General features: G+C 70.2%; 23 protein-coding genes. 15 read left to right on the top strand and 8 right to left on the bottom strand.

What is annotated here, in order from left to right:
* Positions 1–47: 47 nt before the first annotated feature.
* Both AWC16_RS16160 and AWC16_RS16155 read right to left on the bottom strand, forming a co-directional pair.
* Positions 48–2,090 (bottom strand): NADPH-dependent 2,4-dienoyl-CoA reductase, encoded by a 2,043-nt coding sequence (locus AWC16_RS16160; protein ID WP_085265767.1) that lies wholly within the window; start codon positions 2,088–2,090, stop codon positions 48–50.
* Between the two features lie 10 nt (positions 2,091–2,100).
* Complete coding sequence (locus AWC16_RS16155; protein WP_085265883.1) at positions 2,101–2,649, bottom strand: PadR family transcriptional regulator; 549 nt, start codon at positions 2,647–2,649, stop codon at positions 2,101–2,103.
* Positions 2,650–2,797: 148 nt separating this feature from the next.
* On the opposite strand from AWC16_RS16155, the gene dapC reads away from it, so the two are divergent.
* Complete coding sequence (gene dapC, locus AWC16_RS16150) at positions 2,798–3,904, top strand: succinyldiaminopimelate transaminase (protein WP_085265766.1); 1,107 nt, start codon at positions 2,798–2,800, stop codon at positions 3,902–3,904.
* A 19-nt stretch (positions 3,905–3,923) separates the two neighbouring features.
* On the opposite strand, the gene AWC16_RS16145 is transcribed toward dapC, so the two are convergent.
* Positions 3,924–4,796: a GmrSD restriction endonuclease domain-containing protein gene (locus tag AWC16_RS16145; RefSeq protein WP_109561454.1), complete on the bottom strand. Its 873-nt coding sequence runs from the start codon at positions 4,794–4,796 to the stop codon at positions 3,924–3,926.
* 150 nt (positions 4,797–4,946) lie between these two features.
* Here AWC16_RS16145 and AWC16_RS16140 point away from each other — a divergent pair, with 150 nt between their 5' ends.
* The 3 genes from AWC16_RS16140 to AWC16_RS16130 are packed head-to-tail and all read left to right on the top strand — an operon-like array spanning position 4,947 to position 7,891.
* Positions 4,947–5,849 carry a pseudouridine-5'-phosphate glycosidase gene (locus AWC16_RS16140; RefSeq protein ID WP_085265765.1) on the top strand — a complete coding sequence of 301 codons (903 nt, stop codon included), beginning with the start codon at positions 4,947–4,949 and terminating at the stop codon, positions 5,847–5,849.
* A gap of 39 nt (positions 5,850–5,888) precedes the next feature.
* Positions 5,889–7,520, top strand: a complete 1,632-nt coding sequence (gene pruA / locus AWC16_RS16135; RefSeq protein WP_085265764.1) for an L-glutamate gamma-semialdehyde dehydrogenase — start codon at positions 5,889–5,891, stop codon at positions 7,518–7,520.
* A gap of 20 nt (positions 7,521–7,540) precedes the next feature.
* Positions 7,541–7,891, top strand: a complete 351-nt coding sequence (locus tag AWC16_RS16130) for a carboxymuconolactone decarboxylase family protein (RefSeq protein ID WP_085265763.1) — start codon at positions 7,541–7,543, stop codon at positions 7,889–7,891.
* A gap of 6 nt (positions 7,892–7,897) precedes the next feature.
* Here the strand turns inward: AWC16_RS16130 and AWC16_RS16125 are convergent, their stop codons facing one another.
* Positions 7,898–8,617 (bottom strand): helix-turn-helix transcriptional regulator, encoded by a 720-nt coding sequence (locus AWC16_RS16125; RefSeq protein ID WP_085265762.1) that lies wholly within the window; start codon positions 8,615–8,617, stop codon positions 7,898–7,900.
* A gap of 144 nt (positions 8,618–8,761) precedes the next feature.
* Between AWC16_RS16125 and AWC16_RS16120 the strand changes: the two genes are divergently transcribed.
* Positions 8,762–10,231 (top strand): acyl-CoA synthetase, encoded by a 1,470-nt coding sequence (locus AWC16_RS16120; protein WP_085265761.1) that lies wholly within the window; start codon positions 8,762–8,764, stop codon positions 10,229–10,231.
* Between the two features lie 12 nt (positions 10,232–10,243).
* Positions 10,244–10,567 (top strand): hypothetical protein, encoded by a 324-nt coding sequence (locus AWC16_RS16115; protein WP_409370630.1) that lies wholly within the window; start codon positions 10,244–10,246, stop codon positions 10,565–10,567.
* Between the two features lie 57 nt (positions 10,568–10,624).
* Here AWC16_RS16115 and dapD read toward each other — a convergent pair whose 3' ends face one another.
* Positions 10,625–11,578, bottom strand: coding sequence for a 2,3,4,5-tetrahydropyridine-2,6-dicarboxylate N-succinyltransferase (gene dapD, locus AWC16_RS16110; RefSeq protein WP_109561460.1), 954 nt, complete (start codon positions 11,576–11,578; stop codon positions 10,625–10,627).
* Positions 11,579–11,604: 26 nt separating this feature from the next.
* Here dapD and dapE point away from each other — a divergent pair, with 26 nt between their 5' ends.
* A complete protein-coding gene (gene dapE, locus AWC16_RS16105; RefSeq protein ID WP_085265759.1) occupies positions 11,605–12,681 on the top strand; it encodes a succinyl-diaminopimelate desuccinylase in 1,077 nt (358 codons plus the stop codon).
* Positions 12,682–12,779: 98 nt separating this feature from the next.
* Here the strand turns inward: dapE and AWC16_RS16100 are convergent, their stop codons facing one another.
* Entirely contained in the window at positions 12,780–14,828 is a 2,049-nt protein-coding gene (locus AWC16_RS16100; RefSeq protein WP_085265880.1) for an AAA family ATPase, read from the bottom strand.
* A 48-nt stretch (positions 14,829–14,876) separates the two neighbouring features.
* Here AWC16_RS16100 and AWC16_RS16095 point away from each other — a divergent pair, with 48 nt between their 5' ends.
* From AWC16_RS16095 to AWC16_RS16065, 7 genes are all read left to right on the top strand, one after another.
* Entirely contained in the window at positions 14,877–15,440 is a 564-nt protein-coding gene (locus AWC16_RS16095; protein ID WP_234812303.1) for an LOG family protein, read from the top strand.
* Positions 15,441–15,534: 94 nt separating this feature from the next.
* Complete coding sequence (gene fadD6, locus AWC16_RS16090; RefSeq protein ID WP_085265878.1) at positions 15,535–17,313, top strand: long-chain-acyl-CoA synthetase FadD6; 1,779 nt, start codon at positions 15,535–15,537, stop codon at positions 17,311–17,313.
* A gap of 177 nt (positions 17,314–17,490) precedes the next feature.
* Positions 17,491–18,315, top strand: coding sequence for a dihydropteroate synthase (gene folP / locus AWC16_RS16085; protein WP_234812311.1), 825 nt, complete (start codon positions 17,491–17,493; stop codon positions 18,313–18,315).
* A complete protein-coding gene (locus AWC16_RS16080; RefSeq protein ID WP_085265757.1) occupies positions 18,312–19,259 on the top strand; it encodes a glucosyl-3-phosphoglycerate synthase in 948 nt (315 codons plus the stop codon). Before folP ends, AWC16_RS16080 begins: the two co-directional genes overlap by 4 nt.
* A 50-nt stretch (positions 19,260–19,309) precedes the next feature.
* Positions 19,310–19,621 carry a DivIVA domain-containing protein gene (locus tag AWC16_RS16075; RefSeq protein ID WP_085265756.1) on the top strand — a complete coding sequence of 104 codons (312 nt, stop codon included), beginning with the start codon at positions 19,310–19,312 and terminating at the stop codon, positions 19,619–19,621.
* Positions 19,618–20,193 (top strand): DNA-3-methyladenine glycosylase I, encoded by a 576-nt coding sequence (locus tag AWC16_RS16070; protein ID WP_085265755.1) that lies wholly within the window; start codon positions 19,618–19,620, stop codon positions 20,191–20,193. Before AWC16_RS16075 ends, AWC16_RS16070 begins: the two co-directional genes overlap by 4 nt.
* Positions 20,194–20,359: 166 nt before the next feature.
* A complete protein-coding gene (locus AWC16_RS16065) occupies positions 20,360–20,527 on the top strand; it encodes a DUF3117 domain-containing protein (protein ID WP_003885506.1) in 168 nt (55 codons plus the stop codon).
* A gap of 12 nt (positions 20,528–20,539) precedes the next feature.
* Here the strand turns inward: AWC16_RS16065 and glgA are convergent, their stop codons facing one another.
* Positions 20,540–21,700, bottom strand: coding sequence for a glycogen synthase (gene glgA / locus AWC16_RS16060; protein ID WP_085265754.1), 1,161 nt, complete (start codon positions 21,698–21,700; stop codon positions 20,540–20,542).
* Between the two features lie 124 nt (positions 21,701–21,824).
* Between glgA and glgC the strand changes: the two genes are divergently transcribed.
* Positions 21,825–23,039: a glucose-1-phosphate adenylyltransferase gene (gene glgC / locus AWC16_RS16055; RefSeq protein ID WP_085265753.1), complete on the top strand. Its 1,215-nt coding sequence runs from the start codon at positions 21,825–21,827 to the stop codon at positions 23,037–23,039.
* Here the strand turns inward: glgC and AWC16_RS25200 are convergent.
* Positions 23,036–23,857 (bottom strand): DUF2599 domain-containing protein (locus tag AWC16_RS25200; protein WP_085265752.1); only part of this gene is annotated, 822 nt, incomplete at its 5' end. The genes glgC and AWC16_RS25200 overlap by 4 nt on opposite strands.

The raw sequence follows: 23,857 nt of genomic DNA, 5'->3' as shown, positions 1-23,857 counted from the left end.
CGGCGCGATTTTTCCCGCTGAGCGGGCATTTTCGCGCCGAAATCGCGCTAGAGCCGCGCCGCCAGCTCGGTGCCCTGTTTGATGGCGCGCTTGGCGTCGAGCTCAGCCGCCAACGCCGCCCCGCCGATGATGTGCGGGGTCACACCGCGCATCCGCAACCCGTCTTCGAGGTCGCGCACCGACTCCTGCCCGGCGCAGATCACCACGTTGTCCACGGCCATCAGCTGCGGGCGCGACTTCTTCGGCCCGTAGCTGATGTGCAACCCGTCGTCGTCGATGCGGTCGTAGTTCACTCCGGAGAGCTGTTGGACGCCCTTGGCTTTCAACGACGCCCGGTGCACCCAACCGCTGGTCTTGCCCAGCTTGCGGCCTTGGGCCCCCTCGGTCCGGGCCAACAGGTAGACCTGCCGGGCCGGCGGCGCGGGGTCCGGCGGCATCAACGCGCCCCGAGCCTCCCACGGGTCGGCCGCGCCCCACTCGGCCTTCCACTCCTTGAGGTGCAGGGTCGGAGAGGAGTCCGGATTGTCCAGGACCAGGAACTCACTGACGTCGAAGCCGATCCCGCCGGCGCCGATCACCGCCACCGAGGCGCCCACCGGCCGGCCGGTGATCGCCTCGGCGTAGGACAGCACCATCGGATGGTCGATCCCGGGGATCTGCGGAATCCGAGGTCTGACGCCGGTGGCCAGGATCACCTCGTCGAATCCGGTCAACTCGTCGACGTGAGCGCGGCTGCCCAGTCGCACCGTCACCGCGTACTTGTCCAGCATCGCGGTGTAGTAGCGGATCGTGCCGGCGAACTCCTCTTTGCCCGGAATCCGCTTGGCCAGGTCGAATTGGCCGCCGATGAACTCGTTCGCCTCGAACAGCGTCACCTCGTGGCCGCGTTCGGCGGCCGACACCGCCGCCGACAGTCCGGCCGGCCCGGCGCCCACCACCGCGATGCGCTGCCGCCGTCGTACCGGGCCGAGGACCAGCGTGGTCTCGTGGCCGGCCCGGGGATTGACCAGGCACGACACCTTCTTGTGGACGAAGGCGTGGTCCAGGCAGGCCTGGTTGCAGGCGATGCAGGTGTTGATCTCGTCGGCTCGGTCGTCGGTCGCCTTGCGCACCCAGTCCGGGTCGGCCAGCATCGGGCGGGCCATCGAGATCAGGCGGACCGAGGTCTCGGCGAGCACCTGCTCGGCGGCCTGCGGCATGTTGATCCGGTTCGAGGCCACCACCGGGATGGTCACGTGGTCGGCGACGGCGCTGCTGATGTCGACGAACGCGTTGTTGGGAACCGACGTCACGATGGTCGGCACCCGGGCCTCGTGCCAGCCGAAGCCGGAGTTGATCATGGTGGCCCCGGCGGCCTCGACTTCGGTTGCCAGCGCCAGCATTTCGTCCCAGCTCTGGCCGTCCTCGACGTAGTCGGCCATCGACATCCGGTAGCAGATGATGAAGTCGTCGCCGACCGCCGCGCGGGTCTTCGCCACGATCTGCACCGGGAAGCGGCGCCGGTTCTCCGCGGTGCCGCCGTAGCGGTCGGTGCGCCTGTTGGTGCGCGGCGCCAGGAACTGGTTCAGCAGGTACCCCTCGCTGCCCATGATCTCCACGCCGTCATAGCCGGCCTCGCGCGCCAGTTCGGCGGCGCGGGCGAAGTCGGAGATCGTCTCCTGGACCCCGCGCGTTGACAACGCCCGCGGCCGGAAGGGGTTGATCGGCGCTTTGATGCTCGACGCGCTGACCGAAAACGGATGGTAGGCATAGCGTCCCGCGTGCAGAACCTGCAGCGCGATCTTGCCGCCCGCATCGTGCACCGCGTCGGTGATGCGCCGGTGACGACGCGCGTCGGCGCGGGTGGTCATCGCCGAGGCGAACGGCAGCAGCCAGCCCGTCCGGTTCGGGGCGTACCCGCCGGTGATGATCAGCCCGACGCCGCCGCGAGCACGCGCCGCGAAGTACTCGGCCAGCTTGCCAGTGTCGCCGGCGCGGTCTTCCAGGCCGGTGTGCATCGAACCCATCACCACCCGGTTGGCCAGGGTGGTGAACCCCAGATCCAACGGGGACAACAGAATCGGGTAGGGATTGGTGGATTCGCCTGTCACAGTGCCGCCTTCACCGCAGTGCTTCCTCAACTTCGTCGAGCCAGTCGATCGCGCCTTCCTCCGCCCGGATGCCGCCGCGCAACACCAGGTACTGGTGCAGCGCGGCGCCGGACAGCGAGCCTGGATTCGGGAACTGCCTCTTCGCCAGGGCGCGGTAGACGTCGAGCCGTTCGGCGCGCTCGGCGCGCAGCGCGGCGGCCTGCTCGCGCACCGCGGCGAGGTCGCCGTTTCCGGCGCCGCGGATCTTGACCGCCAGCTCACGCAGCCGGTTGTCCACCACCGAGCTCCCGCGGCCGGACAGCGGAGCCGCGATCCAGCGGGCCAACTCGGCCCGGCCGGCTTCGGCCACGGTGTAGACCTTCTTGTCCGGGCGGCCGTGCTGGGTGACCTCGGTGACGTGCACCCAGCCGTCGGCTTCCATGGTCCGCAGGGTGCGGTAGATCTGCTGGTGGGTAGCGCTCCAGAAGTAGCCGATCGAGCGGTCGAAGCGATGGGCGAGCTCGTAGCCGGAGCCGGACTGCTCGCGAAGCGACACCAGGATCGCGTGGGGAAGGGCCACGTGCGTGAGCATAGGCAGCACCGGGCTACCTATGCAACTTGTTGCACTGCAACTGGGCGCATAGTGCCGGTGACCGGAGCTGGCTGCCTTGAAACGGCGGCCTTTACTATCAGAAACCGATGAATCCACCGCGCCTCGACGCAGCCCCGTGAGTCCCGTACCCGGCGGCAGGTCGGCCGCGCTGCCCACCTTCCCGTGGGACACCCTGGCCGAGGCGACGGCGCTGGCCAGATCTCACCCCGACGGCATCGTGGACCTGTCCGTCGGCACCCCCGTCGATCCCGTCGCCTCCGTCATCCGCGACGCCCTGGCCGCAGCATCTTCAGCGCCGGGCTATCCCACCACCGCCGGGACCGCCGCCCTGCGTACCGCGGCGTCGGCGGCGCTGGAGCGCCGCTACGGAATCACCGGGGTAGCCGAGTCGGCGGTGCTGCCGGTGATCGGCACCAAGGAGCTCATCGCCTGGCTGCCCACCCTGCTCGGTCTGGGCCATGAGCAGGTGGTGGTCGTCCCCGAACTGGCCTACCCGACCTACGAGGTGGGCGCCCGGTTGGCCGGAGCCCGGTGGGTGCGCAGCGACGCGCCCCAACTGCTCGACGGTCCGCCGCCGGCCCTGGTGTATCTGAACTCACCGAGCAACCCGACCGGCGCCATCCTGACCGAGAGCGAGCTGCGTGCCGTCGTGGGCTGGGCCCGCGAGCACGACGTGCTGCTGGTCTCCGATGAGTGCTACCTGGGCCTGGGCTGGGACGCCGAGCCGCGGTCGGTGCTGCACCAGGCGGTGTGCGACGGCGACCACCGCGGACTGCTGGCGGTGCATTCGCTGTCCAAGACTTCGTCGCTGGCGGGTTATCGGGCCGGGTTCGTGGCCGGGGACGCCGCCGTGGTGGCTGAACTGCTGGCGGTGCGCAAACACGCCGGGATGATGGTGCCGACTCCGGTTCAGGCGGCGATGGTCGCGGCCTTGGACGACGACGCGCACGAGCGCGAACAACGCGACCGCTACGCGCGCCGCCGCGCGACGCTGCTGCCGGCTATGCAGGCGGCCGGATTCACCGTCGATTTCTCGCAGGGCGGGCTCTACCTGTGGGCCACCCGCGGCGAGGCGTGCCGCAGCAGCGTCGAGTGGCTGGCGCAGCGCGGCATTCTGGTGGCCCCCGGAGAGTTCTACGGGCCGGCCGGCGCGCAGCATGTCCGGGTCGCGCTCACCGCCACCGACGAGCGGATCGCCGCGGCCGCCGCCCGGCTGGGTTAGCCCTCGCCGCGCCGAGCGTCTACTCGCAGGCGACGCCGTCGCCGTCGCGGTCCAACCCGGGGCGATATCCCGGTTGGCCGGCCAGTATCGGGGCGGCGCCGGCGGCGCGGGCCGCCGCGCAGCTCGGAAAGTACACCGGAGGCCCGTCCACCGGAGCGGCGACGAACGGCACCGGCTCGGCCGGCGGCGGCTCGGCCGGCGGCGGTTCGGGTGGCGGCGCCTCGGGTGGCGGCGGCAGGTCCGGCGCACCGGAGCCGTCGCTCAGAATTCGGGCGATCGCGTCGTGTTCGGCCTGGGTGACCCACAGCCCGTAGGTGGCCTTGATGTCGACGATGCGCGATACGAAGGCGTAGCGGTAGGACTTGTTGGGCGGCAACCACGTTGCTGCGTCGCCGTCCCCCTTCTGGTGGTTGGTCGGGCCGCTGGTGGCCTGCAGGTTCAGCGGATCGTTGGCGAAGTTCCGGCGGGTCTGCTCATCCCACTGCTGGGCGCCCTTCTGCCAGGCGTCCGACAACGCCACGACGTGGTCGATCTGCACTTGCGGAGAGGTGCCGGGGCCGCGCTGGAACTCGATGGCGGTGCCGGTGTAAGGGTCGTTCAGTACACCCGACAGCACCACGCAGTCATTGGTGCCCGGCTTGATCTCGAGGTCGACCAGGTCGCGGCGCAGGATGTCGTTACGGGTGTCGCAGCCGTTACGTCCGCCGGGCACCGTCACGTCGTCGCTCCACGCGGGTCCGAACATGGCACGCGAATAGCCGGTCTTGGGTGCGCGGCCCTTGATCGGCAGGGCGTCGAGCTTGGCCAGCGCGGCGGAACCATCGGCGGCACCGACCACAACCGGGTCGGCGGGAACGGTGCCGGCCGGCGCGACCAACAGCAGAACCACCATGGCAGCGACGGCAGCGGCGTACCCCGCCAACCCGCATCGCTGGTCGAGCACCACACCTCCCTGTGTTCCCGGAGTTGGCGCGGACGCTACCAGCACATCCCGACAAGATCGGGTGCCAAGCCGGGAGCAACAGCGCCTTAGGGTGGTGTCGTGCGCGTCCATCCCGAAGTCGCCGATGCGCTGGCCGCCGGCCGAGCCGTGGTGGCGCTGGAGAGCACCATCATCAGCCACGGTCTGCCGCGCCCGGACAATCTGCGTATCGCGCGCGAGATCGAGAACGCCGTGCGCTCCGGCGGCGCCGTGCCCGCCACCATCGCGATCATCGGCGGCCAGCCCCACCTCGGTCTCGACGACGACGCGCTGCATCGCATCGCCACCGGCACCGGCGTGGTCAAAGTCAGTGTCCGCGAGATCGCCATGCTGGCTGCCGCGGGCGGCGACGGCGCGACCACGGTGGCCTCAACCGCACACCTGGCGGCGACGGCGGGCATCACGGTGTTCGCCACCGGCGGGCTGGGCGGTGTGCACCGCGGGGCACGCGAGAATTGGGACGAGTCGGCGGACCTCGCGGCGTTGTCGCGCACCCCGGTGCTGGTGGTGTGTTCGGGGGTCAAGTCGATCCTGGACATCGGTGCCACGCTGGAGCGGCTGGAGACCCTCGGCGTGGGGGTGATCGGTTACCGCACCGATCGCTTCCCGGCCTTCTATCTCGCCGACTCCGGTCACCGGATCGACTGGCAGGTTCAGAGTCCGGCGCAGGCCGCCGCGGTGCTGCGCGCCCGGACCCGGCTGGGCACCGACGGCTACGGGCTGGTGCTGGCCAATCCGATCTCCGCCGACGCCGAACTGGACCGCGCACTGCACGACCGGGTGCTGGCCGACGGGTTGGCCGCCGCCGAGGCGGCCGGGGTACGCGGCAAGGAGGTCACCCCGTTCCTGCTCGACCACTTCCACCGCGAGACCCGCGGCGGGTCGGTGGCCGCCAACGTCGCCTTGGTGCTGGCCAATGCGCGGCTGGCCGCGGAGATCGCCGTCGCCCACACAACCGGCTGAATCACGGGCGCGGCGGCGCATCCGGGCGCATCCTGGGTTATGGACGCCATCACCGAAGTACCAGTTCCGGTCAACGAGCCGGTGCACGACTACGCTCCGGATTCGGCCGAGTGCACCCGGCTGCGCACCGCCCTGGCCGCGCTCGCCGACCAACCGCGCGACCTGCCGCACGTCATCGCCGGCCGGCATCGGATGGGCGACGGCGTGCGCATCGACGTCGTCGCACCGCACCGGCACGCCGCGGTGCTGGGCACCCTGACCAACGCCACCCACGCCGACGCCACCACCGCGGTCGAAGCCGCCGCTGCCGCCAAGAACGACTGGGCGGCAACCCCGTTCGACGAGCGCGCGGCGATCTTCCTGCGGGCCGCCGACCTGCTGGCCGGGCCGTGGCGAGAGACCATCGCCGCCGCGAGCATGCTCGGGCAGTCCAAGACCGTCTATCAGGCCGAGATCGACGCACCGTGCGAGCTCATCGACTTCTGGCGGTTCAACGTCGCGTTCGCCCGCCACATCCTGGCGCAGCAACCGCTGAGCAGCCCGGGAGTGTGGAACCGCACCGATTACCGGCCGCTGGACGGGTTCGTCTACGCCATCACCCCGTTCAACTTCTCCTCGATCGCCGGAAACCTGCCGACGGCGCCGGCGCTGATGGGCAACACGGTGATCTGGAAGCCGTCCGTCACCCAGACCCTCGCCGCGTACCTGACCATGCAGCTGCTGGAAGAGGCCGGGCTGCCGCCGGGGGTGATCAACCTGCTCACCGGAGACGGGTACGCCGTCTCGGAAGTGGCGCTGGCGGATTCGCGGCTGGCCGGAATCCACTTCACCGGATCGACGGACACCTTCCGCGCGCTGTGGCGCCAGGTGGGTGTCAACATCGACCGGTACGGCAGCTATCCCCGGCTGGTGGGGGAGACCGGCGGCAAGGACTTCGTGGTGGCGCACGCTTCGGCGCAGCCGGATGTGCTGCGTACCGCGCTGATTCGCGGGGCCTTCGACTACCAGGGCCAGAAGTGCTCGGCCGCCTCGCGGGCATACATCCCCCGCTCGCTGTGGCGGCGGGTCGGCGACGACCTGCTGGCCGCCACCGCGGAGCTGCGCTACGGCGATGTCACCGACCTGACCAACTTCGGGGGTGCGCTCATCGACGGGCGGGCGTTCGCCAAGAACGTGCGCGCCATCGAGCGCGCCAAGTCCGCCGCCGGTGTCACGATCGCTGTCGGCGGTGACTACGACGACAGTGTGGGTTATTTCGTGCGGCCCACGGTGCTGCTCTCCGATGATCCGGCCGACGAGATGTTCAGCTGCGAATACTTCGGCCCGCTGCTGTCGGTGCACGTCTACCCCGACGAGCGTTACGAGGAGATCCTCGAGCTCGTCGACACCGGATCGCGCTATGCGCTGACCGGGGCGGTCATCGCCGAGGACCGGCACGCGGTGCGCGCGGCACTGCAACGGCTGCGGTTCGCCGCCGGCAACTTCTACGTCAACGACAAACCGACCGGGGCGGTGGTGGGGCAGCAGCCGTTCGGCGGCTCGCGCAACTCGGGCACCAACGACAAGGCCGGGTCGCCGTTGAACCTGCTGCGCTGGACGTCGGCGCGAACCATCAAAGAGACCTTCGTCCCGCCCACCGATCATCGTTACCCGCACATGGCGGCACCCTAGAATCTGATACCCTGGGGGGTATGAGTCACTACCAGGAAGTCCTCAACGAACTGAACCCGCAGCATCGCGACCTGCGACAGCAGATCCCCGGCGTCTACCAGGGATTCGGCGAAATGAGCAAGGCCACGTTCGAATCAGGGGCGTTGGAGCGCAAGGTCAAAGAGTTGATGGCGATGGCGATGGGTGTGGTGCAGGGCTGCGACGGCTGCATCGCCTCGCACGCACGTGCCGCGGCGCGCGCCGGGGCCACCAAACAGGAGGCTGCCGAGGCCATCGGCGTCAGCATTCTCATGCACGGCGGTCCGGCCACCATTTACGGGGCCCGTGCCTACACCGCGTTCTGCGAATTCGCCGACGCGACCACGGACTGACGCCCGCTATCGGCCGATCAGCCTGGCGACGCACATCTCCGGCTCCACAAACGGCTCCAGGGCGGCGCCGCCACCGGCAACGTTGTTGCCGGTGAGCAGCCCGCGCAACAGGCCCAGGTGCATGGCGCAGCTGACTTCCGGGTGTGACTGCGCCAACTCGCGAACCGGGCAGGCGTGCAGCCGGATGACGCACTCGCGCCGGCCGTCGGCGCTGTCGGGGCTCACGGTGAGCTCGGGGCCGAATCCCATGCGCTCGAAGATCCCGGCGATCTGGTCGGCGCAGTCATCGATGCCGGTCACCGGCGCCGTGCCGTTCGGCCTGGCGGGATCGGTCGGGGCGTTGGAGGCCAGGATCCGCTCGGCCCAGCGCCGACCCGCCCGCTCGGCGCGCTCCCGGCGTTCGGCGGCGGTGTCGCCGAGTTCCATGGCCAGGATCTCGGCGAGACCGCGGTAGTCCAGCCGCTCCCGAACGGCGATGTAGCCGGTGCGGGGACGGCCGACGCCGTCACGTTTGATCCGGGTGCGCGCGACCGCTCCGTCCTCGCACAACGCGTCCAGGTGGAACCGCACCGTGGTCACGTGCAGGTTCATCCGCTCGGCGAGCTCCGCGGCATCCACCGCACCCTCGGCGGCGCCCACCAGTCGCAGCACCCGGTCCCGCTGCTGATTGCGCGGCAACCGCTGGCTGCGATTGGCGCCGCGGGGCCGGCCGGACCGGTCGTGCATGGGTGTCCCTCTCCTTGAGGAGTTGCCCGGAGGATTTGCCGCAAATTTAGTGGAACAAACTCGTTGATACCACCGCAGCGGCGGCCGTGGTCCGGTCGATCGGCCGTGGTCGCTCCGGCTTGCCGATTCGGTAACGTCCCCCAGATGCTGCTGACCTCGCTGGCTCCCGATGACTCGAACGCGCCGGACATCGCCGATGCGGTCCGTATCGACAACACGGTGCTGAGCCGAGCCGAATTGAGCGCTGCTTCCGCTGCGGCACACCAAGACCTCGGTGGCGCGCAGCGGGTCGCGGTGCTGGCCACCCCGACGGCGCCAACCGTGCTGGCGGTCGCCGGCTGCCTGCTCGCGGGGGTGCCGATGGTGCCGGTGCCCGCCGACGTCGGCGTCGCCGAACGCGCGCACATCCTTCGCGACTCGGGCGCGCAGGCCTGGTTGGGGGAGCGGCCCGATGACCTCGCCGGCCTGCCGCACGTCCCGGTGCGCACCAGCGTCGCCTCTCCTTCGTCGAGCCTCGTTGAACCGCCGGGTTCATGCGGCGGTCCCAGCTTCGCCTCTCCTTCGTCGAGCCTCGCTGAACCGCCGGAAAACGACACCGCGCTGGTCATCTACACCTCCGGCACCACCGGGCCGCCCAAGGGCGTGCAGTTGAGCCGGCGGGCGCTGGCGGCCGACCTCGATGCGCTGGCCGAAGCCTGGCAGTGGACACCCGACGACGTCCTGGTGCACGGTCTGCCGCTGTATCACGTGCACGGTCTGGTATTGGGCCTGCTGGGATCCCTGCGAATGGGAAATCGCTTCGTGCACACCGGAAAACCGACCCCACAGGCCTACGCCGCCGCGCGCGGCACGCTGTATTTCGGGGTACCCACCGTCTGGTCCCGGGTGGTGGCCGACGGGAGTGCCGCCGAGGCGCTGCGGCCGGCCCGGTTGCTGGTGTCGGGCAGTGCGGCGCTGCCGGTTCCGGTGTTCGACCGGCTCGTCGCCCTCACCGGCCACGCTCCCGTCGAGCGGTACGGCAGCACCGAATCGCTGATCACGCTGAGCACCCGTGCTGACGGTGAGCGCCGCCCGGGGTGGGTGGGCCTGCCGTTGCGCGGGGTGCAGACCCGGCTCGTCGACGACGACGGCGGACCGGTGCCCCACGACGGAGAGACCATCGGACGGCTTCTGGTGCGCGGGCCGACCCTGTTCAACGGATACCTCAACCGGCCCGATGCCACCGCCGAAGCCGTTGACGCCGACGGGTGGTACCGCACCGGGGATGTCGCGGTGATCGACGCCGACGGTATGCACCGGATCGTCGGGCGCGAATCGGTCGATCTGATCAAGTCCGGCGGATTCAGGGTCGGCGCCGGCGAGATCGAGACCGCACTGCTGGGCCATCCCGCGGTGGCCGAGGTGGCCGTCGTCGGGCTGCCGGATGAGGACCTGGGCCAGCGGATCGTCGCGTTCGTGGTCGCTTCGCCGGACCGATCTGCGCAACCTGACGAGCTGATCGAATATGTGGCCCAACAACTTTCGGTGCACAAACGGCCGCGCGAGGTGCGGATGGTGGATGCCCTGCCGCGCAACGCGATGGGAAAGGTACTCAAGAAGGCACTGCTGACGTAGGCTCGCGCTTGCGTGAACCGAAACCAGAAGGGTGGCCACGTGATACCTCGGACGCGATTCAGTCTTGCCGCCGTCACCGTGCTCGCCTGCGCGACCTTCCTGCTCGGCGGGTGCTCGGAGGTGGAGAAGGTCATCAACAAGGGCGGCGACACCACCTGCGGCGAATTCAACAGCCACGACGACGAGAAGCAGCGCTCCGTGGTCGCCAAGATGCTCAAGGACAAGAACGGCGGCGAACCGTCCAATCTGGAGCTCACCGGGACGCGCGTGGCGGTCAGCGCCTACTGCAAGACGATCGGGAAAGACAGCGACAAGATCAGCAGGGCGATGCTGTAGGGCTTGCCGCGATCGCAAGCGCGGCGGAGCCGGGCGCAGCGGGTCGCCCGTGATGGGTCAGTTGGCGTGCAGGTCTTCGTTGAGCGCGATGCCCTGACCGTCGCGGGCCACCACCTCGACCGCACCGGTCTGTGAGTTGCGGCGGAACAACAGGTTGTTCCCGCCGGCCAGGTCGCGGGCCTTGGCCGTGGTGCCGTCGGGCAGGGTGACCTTGGTCCCGGCGGTGACATACAGCCCGGCCTCGACCACGCAGTCGTCGCCCAGCGGGATGCCCAGCCCGGCGTTCGCCCCCAGCAGGCAGCGCTTGCCGATCGAAATCACCTGTGTCCCACCCCCGGACAGCGTGCCCATGATGGACGCCCCGCCTCCGACGTCGGAGCCGTCGCCGACCACCACGCCCGCCGAGATACGGCCCTCGACCATCGAGGCGCCCAGTGTGCCGGCGTTGAAGTTGACGAATCCCTCGTGCATCACCGTGGTGCCGGTCGCCAGGTGCGCACCCAGCCGCACCCGGTCGGCGTCGGCGATGCGCACCCCGGACGGCAGCACGTAATCGACCATGCGCGGGAACTTGTCCACCCCGTAGACGGTCACCGGACCGCGGCGGCGCAGCCGGGCCCGCACGGATTCGAAGCCTTCGACCGCGCACGGTCCGTGGTTGGTCCACACCACGTTGGTCAGCACCCCGAACAGCCCGCCGGCGTTGAGTCCGTGCGGTACCACCAGCCGGTGCGACAGCAGGTGCAGTCGCAGGTAGGCGTCATAGGCGTCGACGGCGGCGTCGTCCAGCGAACCGATCACGGTGCGCACCGCCACCGTTTCGGTGCCGCGGTCCTCATCACGCCCGAGTAGCCCGGCGAGATCGGCGGGCACATCGTCCGTCGGGAGCCGGGTGGTACCGGGCTGACCCGACCCGCCCAACTCCGGTGCGGGAAACCAGGTGTCGAGTACCGATCCGTCTGCGGCCAGCGTCGCCACTCCGACGCCCCAAGCTCCAGTCACGCCGGTCAGGCTACCTGGGCGGCTAGTCTGAGTCCGTGCTGGACCTGCGCTCCGACCCGATTGCCCTGACCGCGGCGCTGGTGGACATCCCCAGCGAGTCGCGGCACGAAGCGCGGATCGCCGACGAGGTCGAAGCCGCGCTGCGGGTGCAGACCTCCGGCTTCGAGATCGTCCGCGACGGCGATGCGGTACTGGCCCGCACCCGACTGGGGCGCCCGACCCGGGTGCTGTTGGCCGGGCATCTGGACACCGTCCCGGTGGCCGGCAACCTGCCCAGCCGGCGCACCACCGGTGCCGAAGGCGATGTGCTGCACGGCTGCGGGACCGTCGACATGAAATCCGGTGTCGCCGTCTTCCTGCACCTGGCCGCCACCGTCGTCGAGCCCGCACATGACCTGACCTGCGTCTTCTATGACTGCGAGGAGATCGAGGCGGCCGCCAACGGGCTGGGCCGCATCGAGCGCAACCTGCCTGACTGGCTGGTGGCCGACGTCGCCGTTCTCGGTGAGCCCACCGGCGGCTACATCGAGGCCGGCTGCCAAGGCACGCTGCGGGTCGTCATCGGTGCCGCGGGCACCCGGGCGCATTCGGCGCGGTCCTGGCTGGGCGACAACGCCATCCACAAACTGGGAGCGGTGCTGGATCGGCTCGCCGCCTACCAGCCGCGCAGCGTCGACATCGACGGCTGCGTGTACCGCGAGGGCCTGTCGGCCGTGCGCATCGACGGCGGGGTGGCCGGCAACGTCATCCCGGACTCGGCCGCGGTCACGGTGAACTTCCGCTTCGCCCCCGACCGCACCCCCGACCAGGCGCTGACCCACGTGCGGGAGGTGTTCGACGGCCTGGACGTGACGATCGAGCAGACCGATTCCGCCGCCGGAGCCCTGCCGGGGCTCACCGCGCCCGCCGCGGCCGCCCTGGTGGCCGCCGCCGACGGCCGGGTGCGGGCCAAGTACGGCTGGACCGACGTATCCCGATTCGCCGCCCGCGGCATCCCCGCGGTGAACTACGGGCCGGGCGATCCGAATCTCGCCCATACCGTCGACGAGCGGGTGCCGGTCGAGCAGATCAGTGCGGTGGCCGAGCTGCTGCGGGGTTTCCTCTCCGGCTAAGGCCCGGAGATTCCCGCGAGCGGTAATTTCACGGCACACGCTCATGTCGCGTTGTCAGATGCCCACTCGGCACCAGCGGCCCGCCGCGCGGGTCGGTCCTAGCCTCCCAGGGCCCGGGCCGCGGCCAGCGCGGTCCGGCCGAAGGCGCAGTCGACTTCTTCGCAGAGCCGGGTCAACGGGTCGGCGGCGCGGGCATCGCCGAGCCGGACGGCCGTGTGCCAGGCCTGCAACGCGGCCGCCGACTGTCCGGTGCGTTCGGCCATCCGGGCGGCCTCGCGGGCCGCGGTGATGGCGCCGTGTTGGTCGCGCACGCCGGCTCGTTGCCAAGCGCGCGCCACACCCAGCTCCGGGGCGAACAGCGCCGATTTGGTTCCGTGCCGGGATTCGGCTCGACTCAACGTCTTTGCCGCGCCGGCGATATCGGACTGTCGGGCCAGTGCGGTGGCCAACAGCGTCAGCGACAGCGGCCCCCACGAGTAGCCGGTGCGCTCCAGGGTGGCCGCGGCCGGAATCAGCAGCTTGGTCGCCGCCTCGAATTCTTCGGCCGCGATCAGCACCTGCGCCACCAGCACCTCGCCGATCGCCCGGCCGGGTTGAGACAGCTCGGCGAAATCGGTGAACTGCCAGGCGAGTTCGCGTGCTTCGGCGAGCCGGTCCGTCATCAGCAGCACGGTGATCTGAGCCAACCCGATGGTGAACCGCAGCACCCCGGGGTGTTCGGCGTCCAGCGCGCGGCGTGCCAACGGCTCGACCTCGTCGAATCGGCCGGCCCGCGCCGCACACAGCGCCGCAGCGCTGCCCGCCCAGGCCAATGCCATGTCGTCGGCGGCCGGGTCGGCCAGCACCGCGGTGGCTGCTTCGGCGGCGCGGCCGATGTTGCCGGCGTTCATCGCGAAGGTGGCACCGAGGGCGTCCAGGGTGATGCGCGGGCCCGGGTTGGCGACCCGGCCGCGGGTGGCGGCCAGAAACGCCGTCGCCCGTTCGGGTTCGCCCAGCATGAAGAACTGGTTGGCGGCCCGCGGCAGCGCCCAGGCCATCAACTCCGGCTCGGCCAACCCGGCCGGGTCGACCGCAGACAACACGGCGTCGGCGTCTCGCCCCCGCCCCTGCCAGGCCAGCGCATGCGCCAGCGCCAGCCGGGCCGGCAGTCCCTCCGCGCGGTCCAGAGCATTGCGGGCCAGGCGCTCGCCGAGTGCCAGATCCCCCAGCCGCAGCGCCTGTTGCGCAGCGTCCACCACGGCCGCGGCGGGCTGGGGTGCGTCGCTGTCGGCGGCCAGCGCGGCCAGCCGTAACTGCTCGCCGACGTGCTCGCATGGCCGTTCGGCCAGCACGGTGACCACCTCGGCGCGCCGTGCGCGAGCGGCCTGCCCGTCGCGGCCGCCCAGCGCGTGGAGGGCCCGCTCGGCGAACAACGGGTGCGCGGTGTAGACCACCGGGTCCGGTCCGCGCCCGCCCCTGGCCCGGGTCTCCACGGCTCCGAGCTCCTCGGCCTGACGGACCGCGTCGTCACCGGCAAGCCGGGACAGGTCGGCCAGCGCCAGCGGCTCGAAGACGGCCAGGTAGTCCAGCACCGAGCGCGCGGAGGCCGGCAACCCGGCCACGAAGGCTTCGACATCGTCGACGGCGGTTGCCTGGTCGGGTGCGGCGATGTCGATGCGGGACAGCAGATCGTCGCCCCACAGCGCGGCGATGGGCGCCGGGGCCGCAGGTGCGGAATCGGCGCGTCCGGTCACGATCATCCGGGCGGCACCGGTCAGCGCCAGCTGGTAGACCAGCGTCGCCGACAGGATGTCGAGCTGATGGGCGTCATCGACCACCAGCAGCAGGTCGCCGCCGTCAGGATCCGCAGCGGCCAGCGAGGCCCGCGCCGCCCGCAGCAGCGCGGCGGGTTTGCCGATGTCGGCCACCTGAACCAGATGGCTGACGGCGCCGAACGGCACCGCGCGCTCGGCGGGGGTGCCGATCACCCACCGGACGTGGGTGCCCGGGTGGCGGCGAGCATGGTCTTCGGCGGCCAACCGGGCCAGGGTGGACTTGCCGCACCCGTCCGGGCCGAGCACCACCGCGCCCGCCCCGTCGGCGTCCAGCGCCGTGGTGAGCCGGTGCAGGGCCGCCGAATGTTCGGGGACGTTCCACCGGATGGGCATCGCGGAGATTTTACGGACTCCGGCCACCCGCCGGTTAACCTTTCGGTTGTGCGGTCGACTGAATGGGCGGTGTGTGTCTACTGCGCGTCCGGCCCGACTGATCCGGCCCTGCTGGCGCTGGCCGCCAAGGTCGGAGTGGCGATCGCCGAGCGCGGCTGGACGCTGGTGTGGGGTGGCGGCAACGTCTCGGCGATGGGTGCGCTGGCCGTGGCCGCCCGGGAGCGCGGCGGCCGCACCGTCGGGGTGATCCCGAAAGCTCTGCTGCACCGCGAGGTCGCCGATGTGGAGGCCGACGAGCTGATCGTCACCGACACCATGCGTGAGCGCAAACAGGTGATGGACGAACGCGCCGATGCCTTCCTGACCCTGCCGGGCGGGATCGGCACGCTGGAAGAGATGTTCGAAGCGTGGACCGCCGGGCATCTGGGCATGCATGACAAACCGGTGGTGCTGTTCGACCCGGACGGTCACTACGCGGGGCTGTGGAACTGGCTGTTCGGGCTGGTCGATACCGGCTACGTGTCCGGGCGTGCGATGAAGCGGCTGCTGGTGTTCGACGAGATGGAGGCGGCGCTGGACGCCTGTTCACCCGGTACCTCCGGTACCGATTAGGCTGAGCCTTCGCAGGCGACCCGCTGCGCCCGGCTCCGCCGGGCTGGCGATCGACTGGGTCCTCGGCCGAATCGTGGGAAAACGGGGGAACAGCGTGTCCGATCACAACTCCGGCACCGTCACTCGGGTGGGACTTATCGACGTGGTGACCCGGGTGCCCAGGCTGTTGCCCGACGCGCCGGGGATCCTGCGCGGGCTGCGGACCGGACTGCTGGCCCAACCCACCTCCAAGTCGTCGATCGGCAAAGTCTTCCAGGACCGGGCGGCGCGGTTCAGCGACCGGGTCTTCATCCGGTTCGGCTACCAGCAGCTGACCTATCGCGAGGCCAACGAGACCGTCAATCGCTATGCCGCTGTGCTGGCCGCTCGCGGCGTCGGCCATGGCGACGTGGTCGGGATCATGCTGCGCAACTCGCCCAACGCGGTGCTGATGATGCTGGCCGTCGCCAAATGCGGCGGGGTGGCCGGCATGCTCAACTATCACCAGCGTGGCGACGTGCTGGCCCACAGCCTCGGACTGCTGGACTCCAAGCTGTTGGTCGCGGAGTCCGATCTGGTCGAGGCCGTGAAAGACAGCGGTGCCCAGGCCTCGCCGATCACCATCGAGGATCTGGAACGGCTGGGGGCCGCGGCGCCCGCCGGCAACCCCGCGTCGGTCAACGCGGTGCTGGCCAAGGACACCGCGTTCTACATCTTCACCTCGGGCACCACCGGTTATCCCAAGGCCAGCGTGATGACCCACTACCGGTGGCTGCGTGCGTTGGCGACATTCGGCGGCATCGGGCTGCGACTGCGCGGCACCGACACGCTGTACTGCTGCCTGCCGCTCTACCACAACAATGCGCTGACGGTCGCGGTGTCCTCGGTGCTCAACGCCGGTGCGACGCTGGCGCTGGGGAAGTCGTTCTCCGCCTCGCGGTTCTGGGATGAGGTCATCGCCGCCGACGCGACGGCGTTCGTCTACATCGGCGAGCTCTGCCGCTACCTGCTCAATCAGCCGGCCAAGGCGACCGATCGTGCCCACAAGATAAGGGTGATCGCCGGCAACGGGCTCCGCCCGGAGATCTGGGACGAGTTCACCCACCGATTCGGCATCAAGCGGGTCTGCGAGTTCTACGCCGCCAGCGAGAGCAACAGTGCTTTCCTCAACGTGTTGAACGTGCCGCGCAGCACCGGCTTGTATCCGATGCCGCTGGCCTACGTGCAGTACGACCCCGACACCGGTCAGCCGGTGCGCGGCGAGGACGGCTGGGTGCGCCGGGTGCCGGCGGGGCAGCCCGGGCTGCTGCTGAGTCCGGTGAACCGATTCTCGCCGTTCGACGGCTACACCGACCCGGAGGCCAACGAGAAGAAGCTGGTGCGCAACGCCTTCCGGGACGGGGACTGCTGGTTCAACACCGGTGACCTGATGCGCCCGCAGGGCATGGGGCACGCCGCGTTCGTCGACCGGCTCGGTGACACCTTCCGGTGGAAGGGCGAGAACGTCGCCACCACGCAGGTCGAGGCCGCGCTGTCCGCCGACGAGTCGGTTGAGGAATGCGCCGTCTACGGCGTCGAGGTGCCGCACACCGGCGGCCGGGCCGGGATGGCCGCGGTCAAACTGCGTGAGGGCGCCAGCTTCGACGGGGCCGGGTTGGCCCGCACCGTCTACGAACAGCTGCCCTCTTACGCGGCGCCGCTGTTCGTGCGGCTGGTGGAGTCGATGGCGCACACCACGACGTTCAAGAGTCGCAAGGTGGAGCTGCGGGAGCAGGCCTACGGCGCCGACGTGACCGACCCGCTGTATGTGCTGGCCGGGCGCGAGGAGGGGTACGTGCCCTACTACGCCGACTACCCCGGCGAAGTGGCCGCCGGTAAGCGACCCCAGGGCTGAGGTCCGTACCCCTGCGCCCAGACCGACGTTTTGCAGGCCGTCACTCGAACTTTCTCTGCAAAACGTCGGTTTCGGCGGAACAGGGCTGAGCATTGCGGCGCCACACCCACCGGGCACCATAGATGGGTGCAGTCCACCCTTTGCGGTCGTCCGGTGGCGGTAGATCGCGCGCTGATCATGGCGATCGTCAACCGCACCCCGGACTCCTTCTACGACGCGGGCGCCACCTTCACCGACGAGGCGGCCAAGTCCGCGGTGCACCGGGCGGTGGCCGACGGCGCCGACGTCATCGATGTGGGCGGGGTCAAAGCCGGGCCGGGAGAGACGGTCGACGTCGACACCGAGACCGCCCGGGTGGTTCCGTTCATCGAGTGGCTGCGCAGCGCCTATCCGGACCAGCTGATCAGCGTCGACACCTGGCGCGCTGAGGTGGCCAAACGGGCCTGCGCGGCCGGCGCCGACCTGATCAACGACACCTGGGGCGGAGTCGACCCGGAGCTGCCCGCGGTCGCCGCGGAATTCGGCGCGGGCCTGGTCTGTTCGCACACCGGGGGTGCGCAGCCGCGCACCCGCCCGTTCCGGGTGAGCTACGGCACCAGCGTCGACGGGGTGGTGAAAGCGGTGATCAGCGAGGTCACCGCGGCCGCGGAACGCGCGGTCGCGGCCGGGGTGGCGCGCGACCGCGTGCTGATCGACCCGACCCATGATTTCGGCAAGAACACCTTCCACGGGCTAGCGTTGTTGCGACACACGGAGGACTTGGTCGGTACCGGATGGCCGGTGCTGATGGCGCTCTCCAACAAAGACTTCATCGGGGAGACTCTTGGTGTGGGTCTGACCGAACGGCTGGAGGGAACGTTGGCGGCCACCGCGTTGGCGGCGGCCGCCGGAGCCCGGATGTTTCGGGTTCACGAGGTCGGGCCGACCCGGCGCGTACTGGAGATGGTGGCATCGATCCAGGGCGTGCGGGCCCCGACCCGCACAGTAAGGGGATTGGCATGACCGACCTGGTGGCAGCACCGGGTGACACCCGGCTGGCCGGGCGCACCTGGAGCCGTCCGGACTGGACGGTCGCCGAGCTGTTGGCGGCCAAGGCCAAGACCGGCCGCACCATCTCGGTGGTGCTGCCCGCGTTGAACGAGCAGGCCACCATCGAATCGGTCATCGACAGCATCACCCCACTGGTCGACAACCTGGTCGACGAACTCATCGTGCTGGACTCCGGATCCACCGACGACACCGAGATCCGCTCCATCGCCGCAGGGGCCCGCGTCGTCAGCCGCGAGCAGGCGGTTCCCGAGGTCGCGCCGCAGCCCGGCAAGGGTGAGGCGCTGTGGCGGTCGCTGGCCGCGACCAGCGGCGACATCGTGGTGTTCGTGGACTCCGACCTCATCGACCCCGACCCGATGTTCGTGCCCAACCTGGTGGGGCCCCTGCTCACCGGTGACGGCATCCACCTGGTCAAGGGCTTCTACCGGCGGCCGCTGAAGGTCAACGGCACCGAGGACGCCACCGGTGGTGGCCGGGTCACCGAGCTGGTCGCCCGGCCGCTGCTGACCGCGCTGCGGCCGGATCTGGGCGCGGTGCTGCAGCCGCTGGGCGGTGAATACGCGGGCAGCCGCGAGCTCCTGGCGTCCGTACCGTTCGCGCCCGGCTACGGGGTGGAGATCGGGCTGCTGATCGACACCTACGACCGGTTGGGTCTGGAGGCCATCGCCCAGGTCAACCTGGGGGTGCGGGCTCACCGCAACCGCCCGCTGGCGGAGCTGGCCGTGATGAGCCGTCAAGTCGTGGCCACCCTGCTGTCGCGGTGCGGAGTCCCGGACTCGGGGGTGGGGCTCACCCAGTACGTAGCCGACGGTCCGGACGGGGTGGACTTTCTGCCACGCACCACGCCGCTGTCGCTGGTCGACCGGCCGCCGATGAACACGCTGCGCCAGCGCTGACCCATCGCGGTGGTGGTCGTGAACTCGCCGGATGAGGCACTATCGATGCCGTGACACTGGTGTTGCTGTATCTCGTTGTGCTCGTCCTCACCGCGCTGCTGCTGTTCGGGGTGGCCAGCGTGCTGTTCGGCCGGGGTGAGCAGCTGCCGCCGTTGCCGCGGGCGACCACGGCGACCATGCTGCCGGCTTCGGGCGTCACCGGCGCTGACGTCGATGCGGTCAAGTTCTCCCAGGTGCTGCGCGGTTACAACACCGGCGAGGTGGACTGGGTGCTGGAACGCCTCGGAGCCGAGCTCGACCAGCTGCGCGGGCAGCTCGCCGCGGCGCAGTCGACCGCCGGGAACTCGGCGGAGTCGAGTTGAGCCGCGCGCCCGACGACGGCCTGGTTCGGTGCGGCTGGGTCGACAGCGCTTCGGAGCTGTACCGCGACTACCACGACCAGGAGTGGGGCCGTCCGGTGCGCGACCCGGCCGCGCTGTTCGAGCGGGTCAGCCTGGAGGCCTTCCAGAGTGGGCTGTCGTGGCTGGTGATCCTGCGCAAGCGGGAGAATTTCCGGCGCGCGTTCGCCGACTTCGACGTCGAGGCCATCGCGCGCTACACCGACGCCGATGTCGCGCGGCTGTTGGGCGACGCGGGCATCGTGCGCAACCGGGCCAAGATCGAGGCGACGATCGCCAACGCCCGGGCGACCATCGATCTGGGATCCACCGATTTGGCGGAGCTTTTGTGGTCATTCGCCCCGCCGCCCCGCCCTCGTCCGGCGGCCCTGTCGGAAATTCCGGCCGTCACGCCGGAATCGACGGCGATGGCCCGCGAATTGAAGCGCCGCGGGTTTCGATTCGTCGGCCCCACCACTGCGTATGCGTTGATGCAGGCCACCGGCATGGTCGACGACCATGTCCAGACATGTTGGGTGCCGTCGGCAACTGCCTAGATGGACTAAAATGCGATCCGGAAACGGGTCTTGTGCACGCAGCGTCGCCGATAGGGGAGAATGGCGGAGTGAATTTGCGGTTCGAAGCCGGACGCTGCGACTGCGGTGCACACCCGGCGCAGATTAAGGGCACGGCCCGCGGGCTGGTACCTGGAGGGAGCACTCGATGGCGGCGATGAAGCCCCGGACCGGTGACGGTCCACTGGAAGCGACCAAAGAGGGGCGTGGCATCGTGATGCGGGTACCGCTCGAGGGTGGCGGACGGCTGGTCGTCGAGTTGACTCCCGACGAGGCCGCTGCGCTGGGCGACGAACTCAAAGCCGTCACCAGCTAGACCGGGGTGTGGCTAGCGGCCCGCCTGCCGATAGACGGCCAGGGTCTGCTCGGCCACCCGCGCCCAGGAAAAGACCTCCTCGCAGCGGCGCCTGCCGGCGTCGCCGTAACGTCGCTCCAGGTCCGGGTCGGTGATCAACTCGTTGACCGCCTCGGCCAGGCCGGCGTGATAGCCGTCCGGGTCGGCGGCGTCGTAGTGGACCAGGGTGCCGGTCACGCCGTCGGTGACCACCTCCGGTATGCCGCCGACGTCGGACGCCACCACCGCGGTGCCGCTGGCCATCGCCTCCAGATTTACGATCCCCAACGGCTCGTAGACCGACGGACAGACGAACACCGTTGCCGCCGAAAGCAATTCCCGGATCTGTCGGGCCGGTAGGGTCTCCTGGACCCAGAACACCCCGCTACGCGTCGCGGCCAGGTCGGCGACCGCGGCCCTGACCTCGTCGGCAAGCTCAGGTGTGTCGGGGGCGCCGGCGCACAGCACCAGTTGCGCGTCGGGGTGGAACCCGTGCGCGGCGGCCACCAGATGGGCCACGCCCTTCTGCCGGGTGATCCGTCCGACGAAGGCCACCATGGGCCGGTCCGGGTCGACACCGAGCTCGGCGGGCATCGAGTCCGGCCCGACCGGCTGCGGGTGCCACACGTCGGTGTCGATACCGCTGTAGATGACGTGCACGCGGTCGGGTCGCAGGTCCGGATAGACCCGCAGCAGGTCGTCGCGCATAGCCGAGCTGACCGCGATGACGGCGTCGGCGGCCGTGGTGGCCTCCCGCTCGGCCCAGGACGACACCCGGTAGCCGCCCCCCAACTGCTCGGCCTTCCAGGGCCGCAGCGGTTCCAGCGAATGTGCGGTCAGCACATGCGGGACGTCGTGCAGCAGCGCCGCCAGCCGGCCGGCCATGGCCGTGTACCAGGTGTGGGAGTGCACGACGTCGGCCCCGGCGACGGCGTCGACCATGGTCAGGTCGGCCGACAGGGTTCCCAGCGCCGGATTCGCGTCCCGCAGCGCAGGATCGGGCTGATGCGCCTGCGCGCCCGGCCGGGGGGCGCCCATGCAGTGCACATCGACGTGGCACAACCGTCGCAGGGCTTCCACCAGGTTGGTGACATGGACACCTGCACCGCCGTAGATCTCCGGGGGATATTCCCGAGTCAGCATCGCTACCCGCATAACCCGCACGGTAGCGGTCGCCGGCCGTCCTCCGCGCAGCGGATCGACCGGCAATCTGTTACGAACCGTCGACAATCGCGCGGTCGGCTGGCAGCGCTCCGACGCGGCCGATAGGTTTGTGCCCATGAGGGAAGTGCCGCACGTACTGGGCATCGTCCTGGCCGGTGGTGAGGGCAAGCGGTTGCACCCACTGACCGTGGACCGGGCCAAGCCGGCGGTCCCCTTCGGGGGGGCCTACCGGCTGATCGACTTCGTGCTGTCGAACCTGGTCAACGCGCGCTACCTGCGGATCTGCGTTCTGACGCAGTACAAGTCGCATTCGCTGGACCGGCACATCTCGCAGAATTGGCGGTTGAGCGGTCTGGCGGGTGAGTACATCACCCCGGTGCCGGCCCAACAGCGGCTCGGGCCGCGCTGGTACACCGGGTCGGCCGACGCGATCTATCAGTCGCTGAACCTGATCTTCGACGAAGACCCGGACTACATCGTGGTCTTCGGCGCCGACCACGTGTACCGGATGGACCCCGAGCAGATGGTGCACTTCCACATCGACAGCGGAGCCGGGGCGACGGTCGCCGGTGTTCGGGTGCCGCGCGCCGAGGCATCGTCGTTCGGCTGCATCGACGCCGACGACTCCGGCCGGATCCGCGGCTTCATGGAGAAGCCGGTGAACCCGCCCGGAACGCCCGATGATCCCGACAGCACGTATGTGTCGATGGGCAACTACGTGTTCACCACCAAGGTGCTGATCGACGCAATCCGTGCCGACGCCGACGACGATCACTCCGATCACGACATGGGCGGCGACATCATGCCGCGCCTGGTGACCGACGGGCTGGCCGCCGTCTACGACTTCTCCGACAACGAGGTGCCCGGCGCAACCGAGCGTGACCGCGGCTACTGGCGCGACGTCGGAACCCTGGACGCGTTCTACGACGCGCACATGGACCTGGTGTCAGCGCACCCGATCTTCAACCTGTACAACACGCGCTGGCCCATTCACGGCGCCACCGAGAACCTGGCGCCGGCGAAGTTCGTCAACGGCGGCTCGGCGCAGGAGTCGGTGGTGGGCGCGGGCAGCGTCATCTCGGCGGGCTCGGTGCGCAACTCGGTGTTGTCGTCGAACGTGGTGATCGACGACGGCGCGATCGTGGAGGACAGCGTCATTATGCCCGGTACGCGGGTGGGACGCGGCGCGGTTGTCCGGCACGCGATCCTGGACAAGAACGTCGTGGTCGGACCCGGCGAGATGATCGGTGTCGACCTGGAGAAGGACCGGGAGCGGTTCTCCATCAGTGCCGGCGGCGTGGTCGCCGTCGGTAAAGGTGTGTGGATTTAGAACGGTTCCTCGGCGCCGCCGGGGTTGCAGCCGTTGGCGAGCATGTCCAGGGTGCTCACCACCGGACGCCACGGCTCCAGGTTCCAGCTGGTCTTACCGGGCTGAATGAACTCGGCGAACTGCCAGTGGCACAGGAACTGCGCGCGCATGCCGGGTGTGTTGGCGTTCGGGTCGCGCTTCACCACCTCCGACCAGGCCTGCTCGCCCTCCCGCAGCGTGCCGGGTTCACCGGCCTCGGACCGGGCGGTGTCGGTCGGGTAGACCCGCAGGCTGGTCCCGTCTTCGTAGGACACCCACTGGGTCTGCTCGACGTACGGCGCCGCGCTGATGCCCGCGGCGCCCAGGAAACCAGCCGCGCCACCGAAGCCGCCCGCACCGCTGTCGGCCGAACCGCCTACGCCGCCCGCGCCGCCCGCGCCGCCATAGCCACCGTCGCCGCCTCGGCCCAACAGTAGGCCGCCCGCGCCACCGGTACCACCGGCGCCCCCGTCGCCGCCCCACATGCCGCCCAGACCGGCGCCGCCGTCCCCGCCCGACCCGCCGTCACCGCCGCGGCCCATCCACCAGTTTCCGGCCCCACCAACACCACCCGCGCCGCCAACACTGCCGGCGCCGCCGTCTGCACCACCGATCTCGCCGTCGCCGCCGGCACCGCCGGTACCTCCGGTGCCGAGCAGCATGCCGACTCCCACACCCCCGGTACCGCCGACCGCACCTGCACCGCCCGCGCCGCCGACACCGCCCAGACCCATGAACCAGCCACCGGCTCCGCCGTCACCGCCGCCGGCTCCGGCACCGCCCACCCCGCCGGCCCCGCC

The organism is Mycolicibacter longobardus (genome assembly GCF_002102265.1).
Lineage (GTDB): Bacteria > Actinomycetota > Actinomycetes > Mycobacteriales > Mycobacteriaceae > Mycobacterium > Mycobacterium longobardum.
Note: the sequence above shows the minus strand (reverse complement) of the source record. Positions and strands in the feature narration are given on the sequence as shown.

Coding starts and splice junctions, on each gene's coding strand:
- AWC16_RS16145 (WP_109561454.1), bottom strand. CDS start 4,796: ATGGTGGTTCTGCTGTTGGTCGCGCCGGCCGGCACCGTTCCCGCCGAC.
- pruA (WP_085265764.1), top strand. CDS start 5,889: ATGGACGCCATCACCGAAGTACCAGTTCCGGTCAACGAGCCGGTGCAC.
- AWC16_RS16130 (WP_085265763.1), top strand. CDS start 7,541: ATGAGTCACTACCAGGAAGTCCTCAACGAACTGAACCCGCAGCATCGC.
- AWC16_RS16125 (WP_085265762.1), bottom strand. CDS start 8,617: ATGCACGACCGGTCCGGCCGGCCCCGCGGCGCCAATCGCAGCCAGCGG.
- AWC16_RS16120 (WP_085265761.1), top strand. CDS start 8,762: ATGCTGCTGACCTCGCTGGCTCCCGATGACTCGAACGCGCCGGACATC.
- AWC16_RS16100 (WP_085265880.1), bottom strand. CDS start 14,828: ATGCCCATCCGGTGGAACGTCCCCGAACATTCGGCGGCCCTGCACCGG.
- folP (WP_234812311.1), top strand. CDS start 17,491: ATGGCGATCGTCAACCGCACCCCGGACTCCTTCTACGACGCGGGCGCC.
- AWC16_RS16080 (WP_085265757.1), top strand. CDS start 18,312: ATGACCGACCTGGTGGCAGCACCGGGTGACACCCGGCTGGCCGGGCGC.
- AWC16_RS16065 (WP_003885506.1), top strand. CDS start 20,360: ATGGCGGCGATGAAGCCCCGGACCGGTGACGGTCCACTGGAAGCGACC.
- glgA (WP_085265754.1), bottom strand. CDS start 21,700: ATGCGGGTAGCGATGCTGACTCGGGAATATCCCCCGGAGATCTACGGC.
- glgC (WP_085265753.1), top strand. CDS start 21,825: ATGAGGGAAGTGCCGCACGTACTGGGCATCGTCCTGGCCGGTGGTGAG.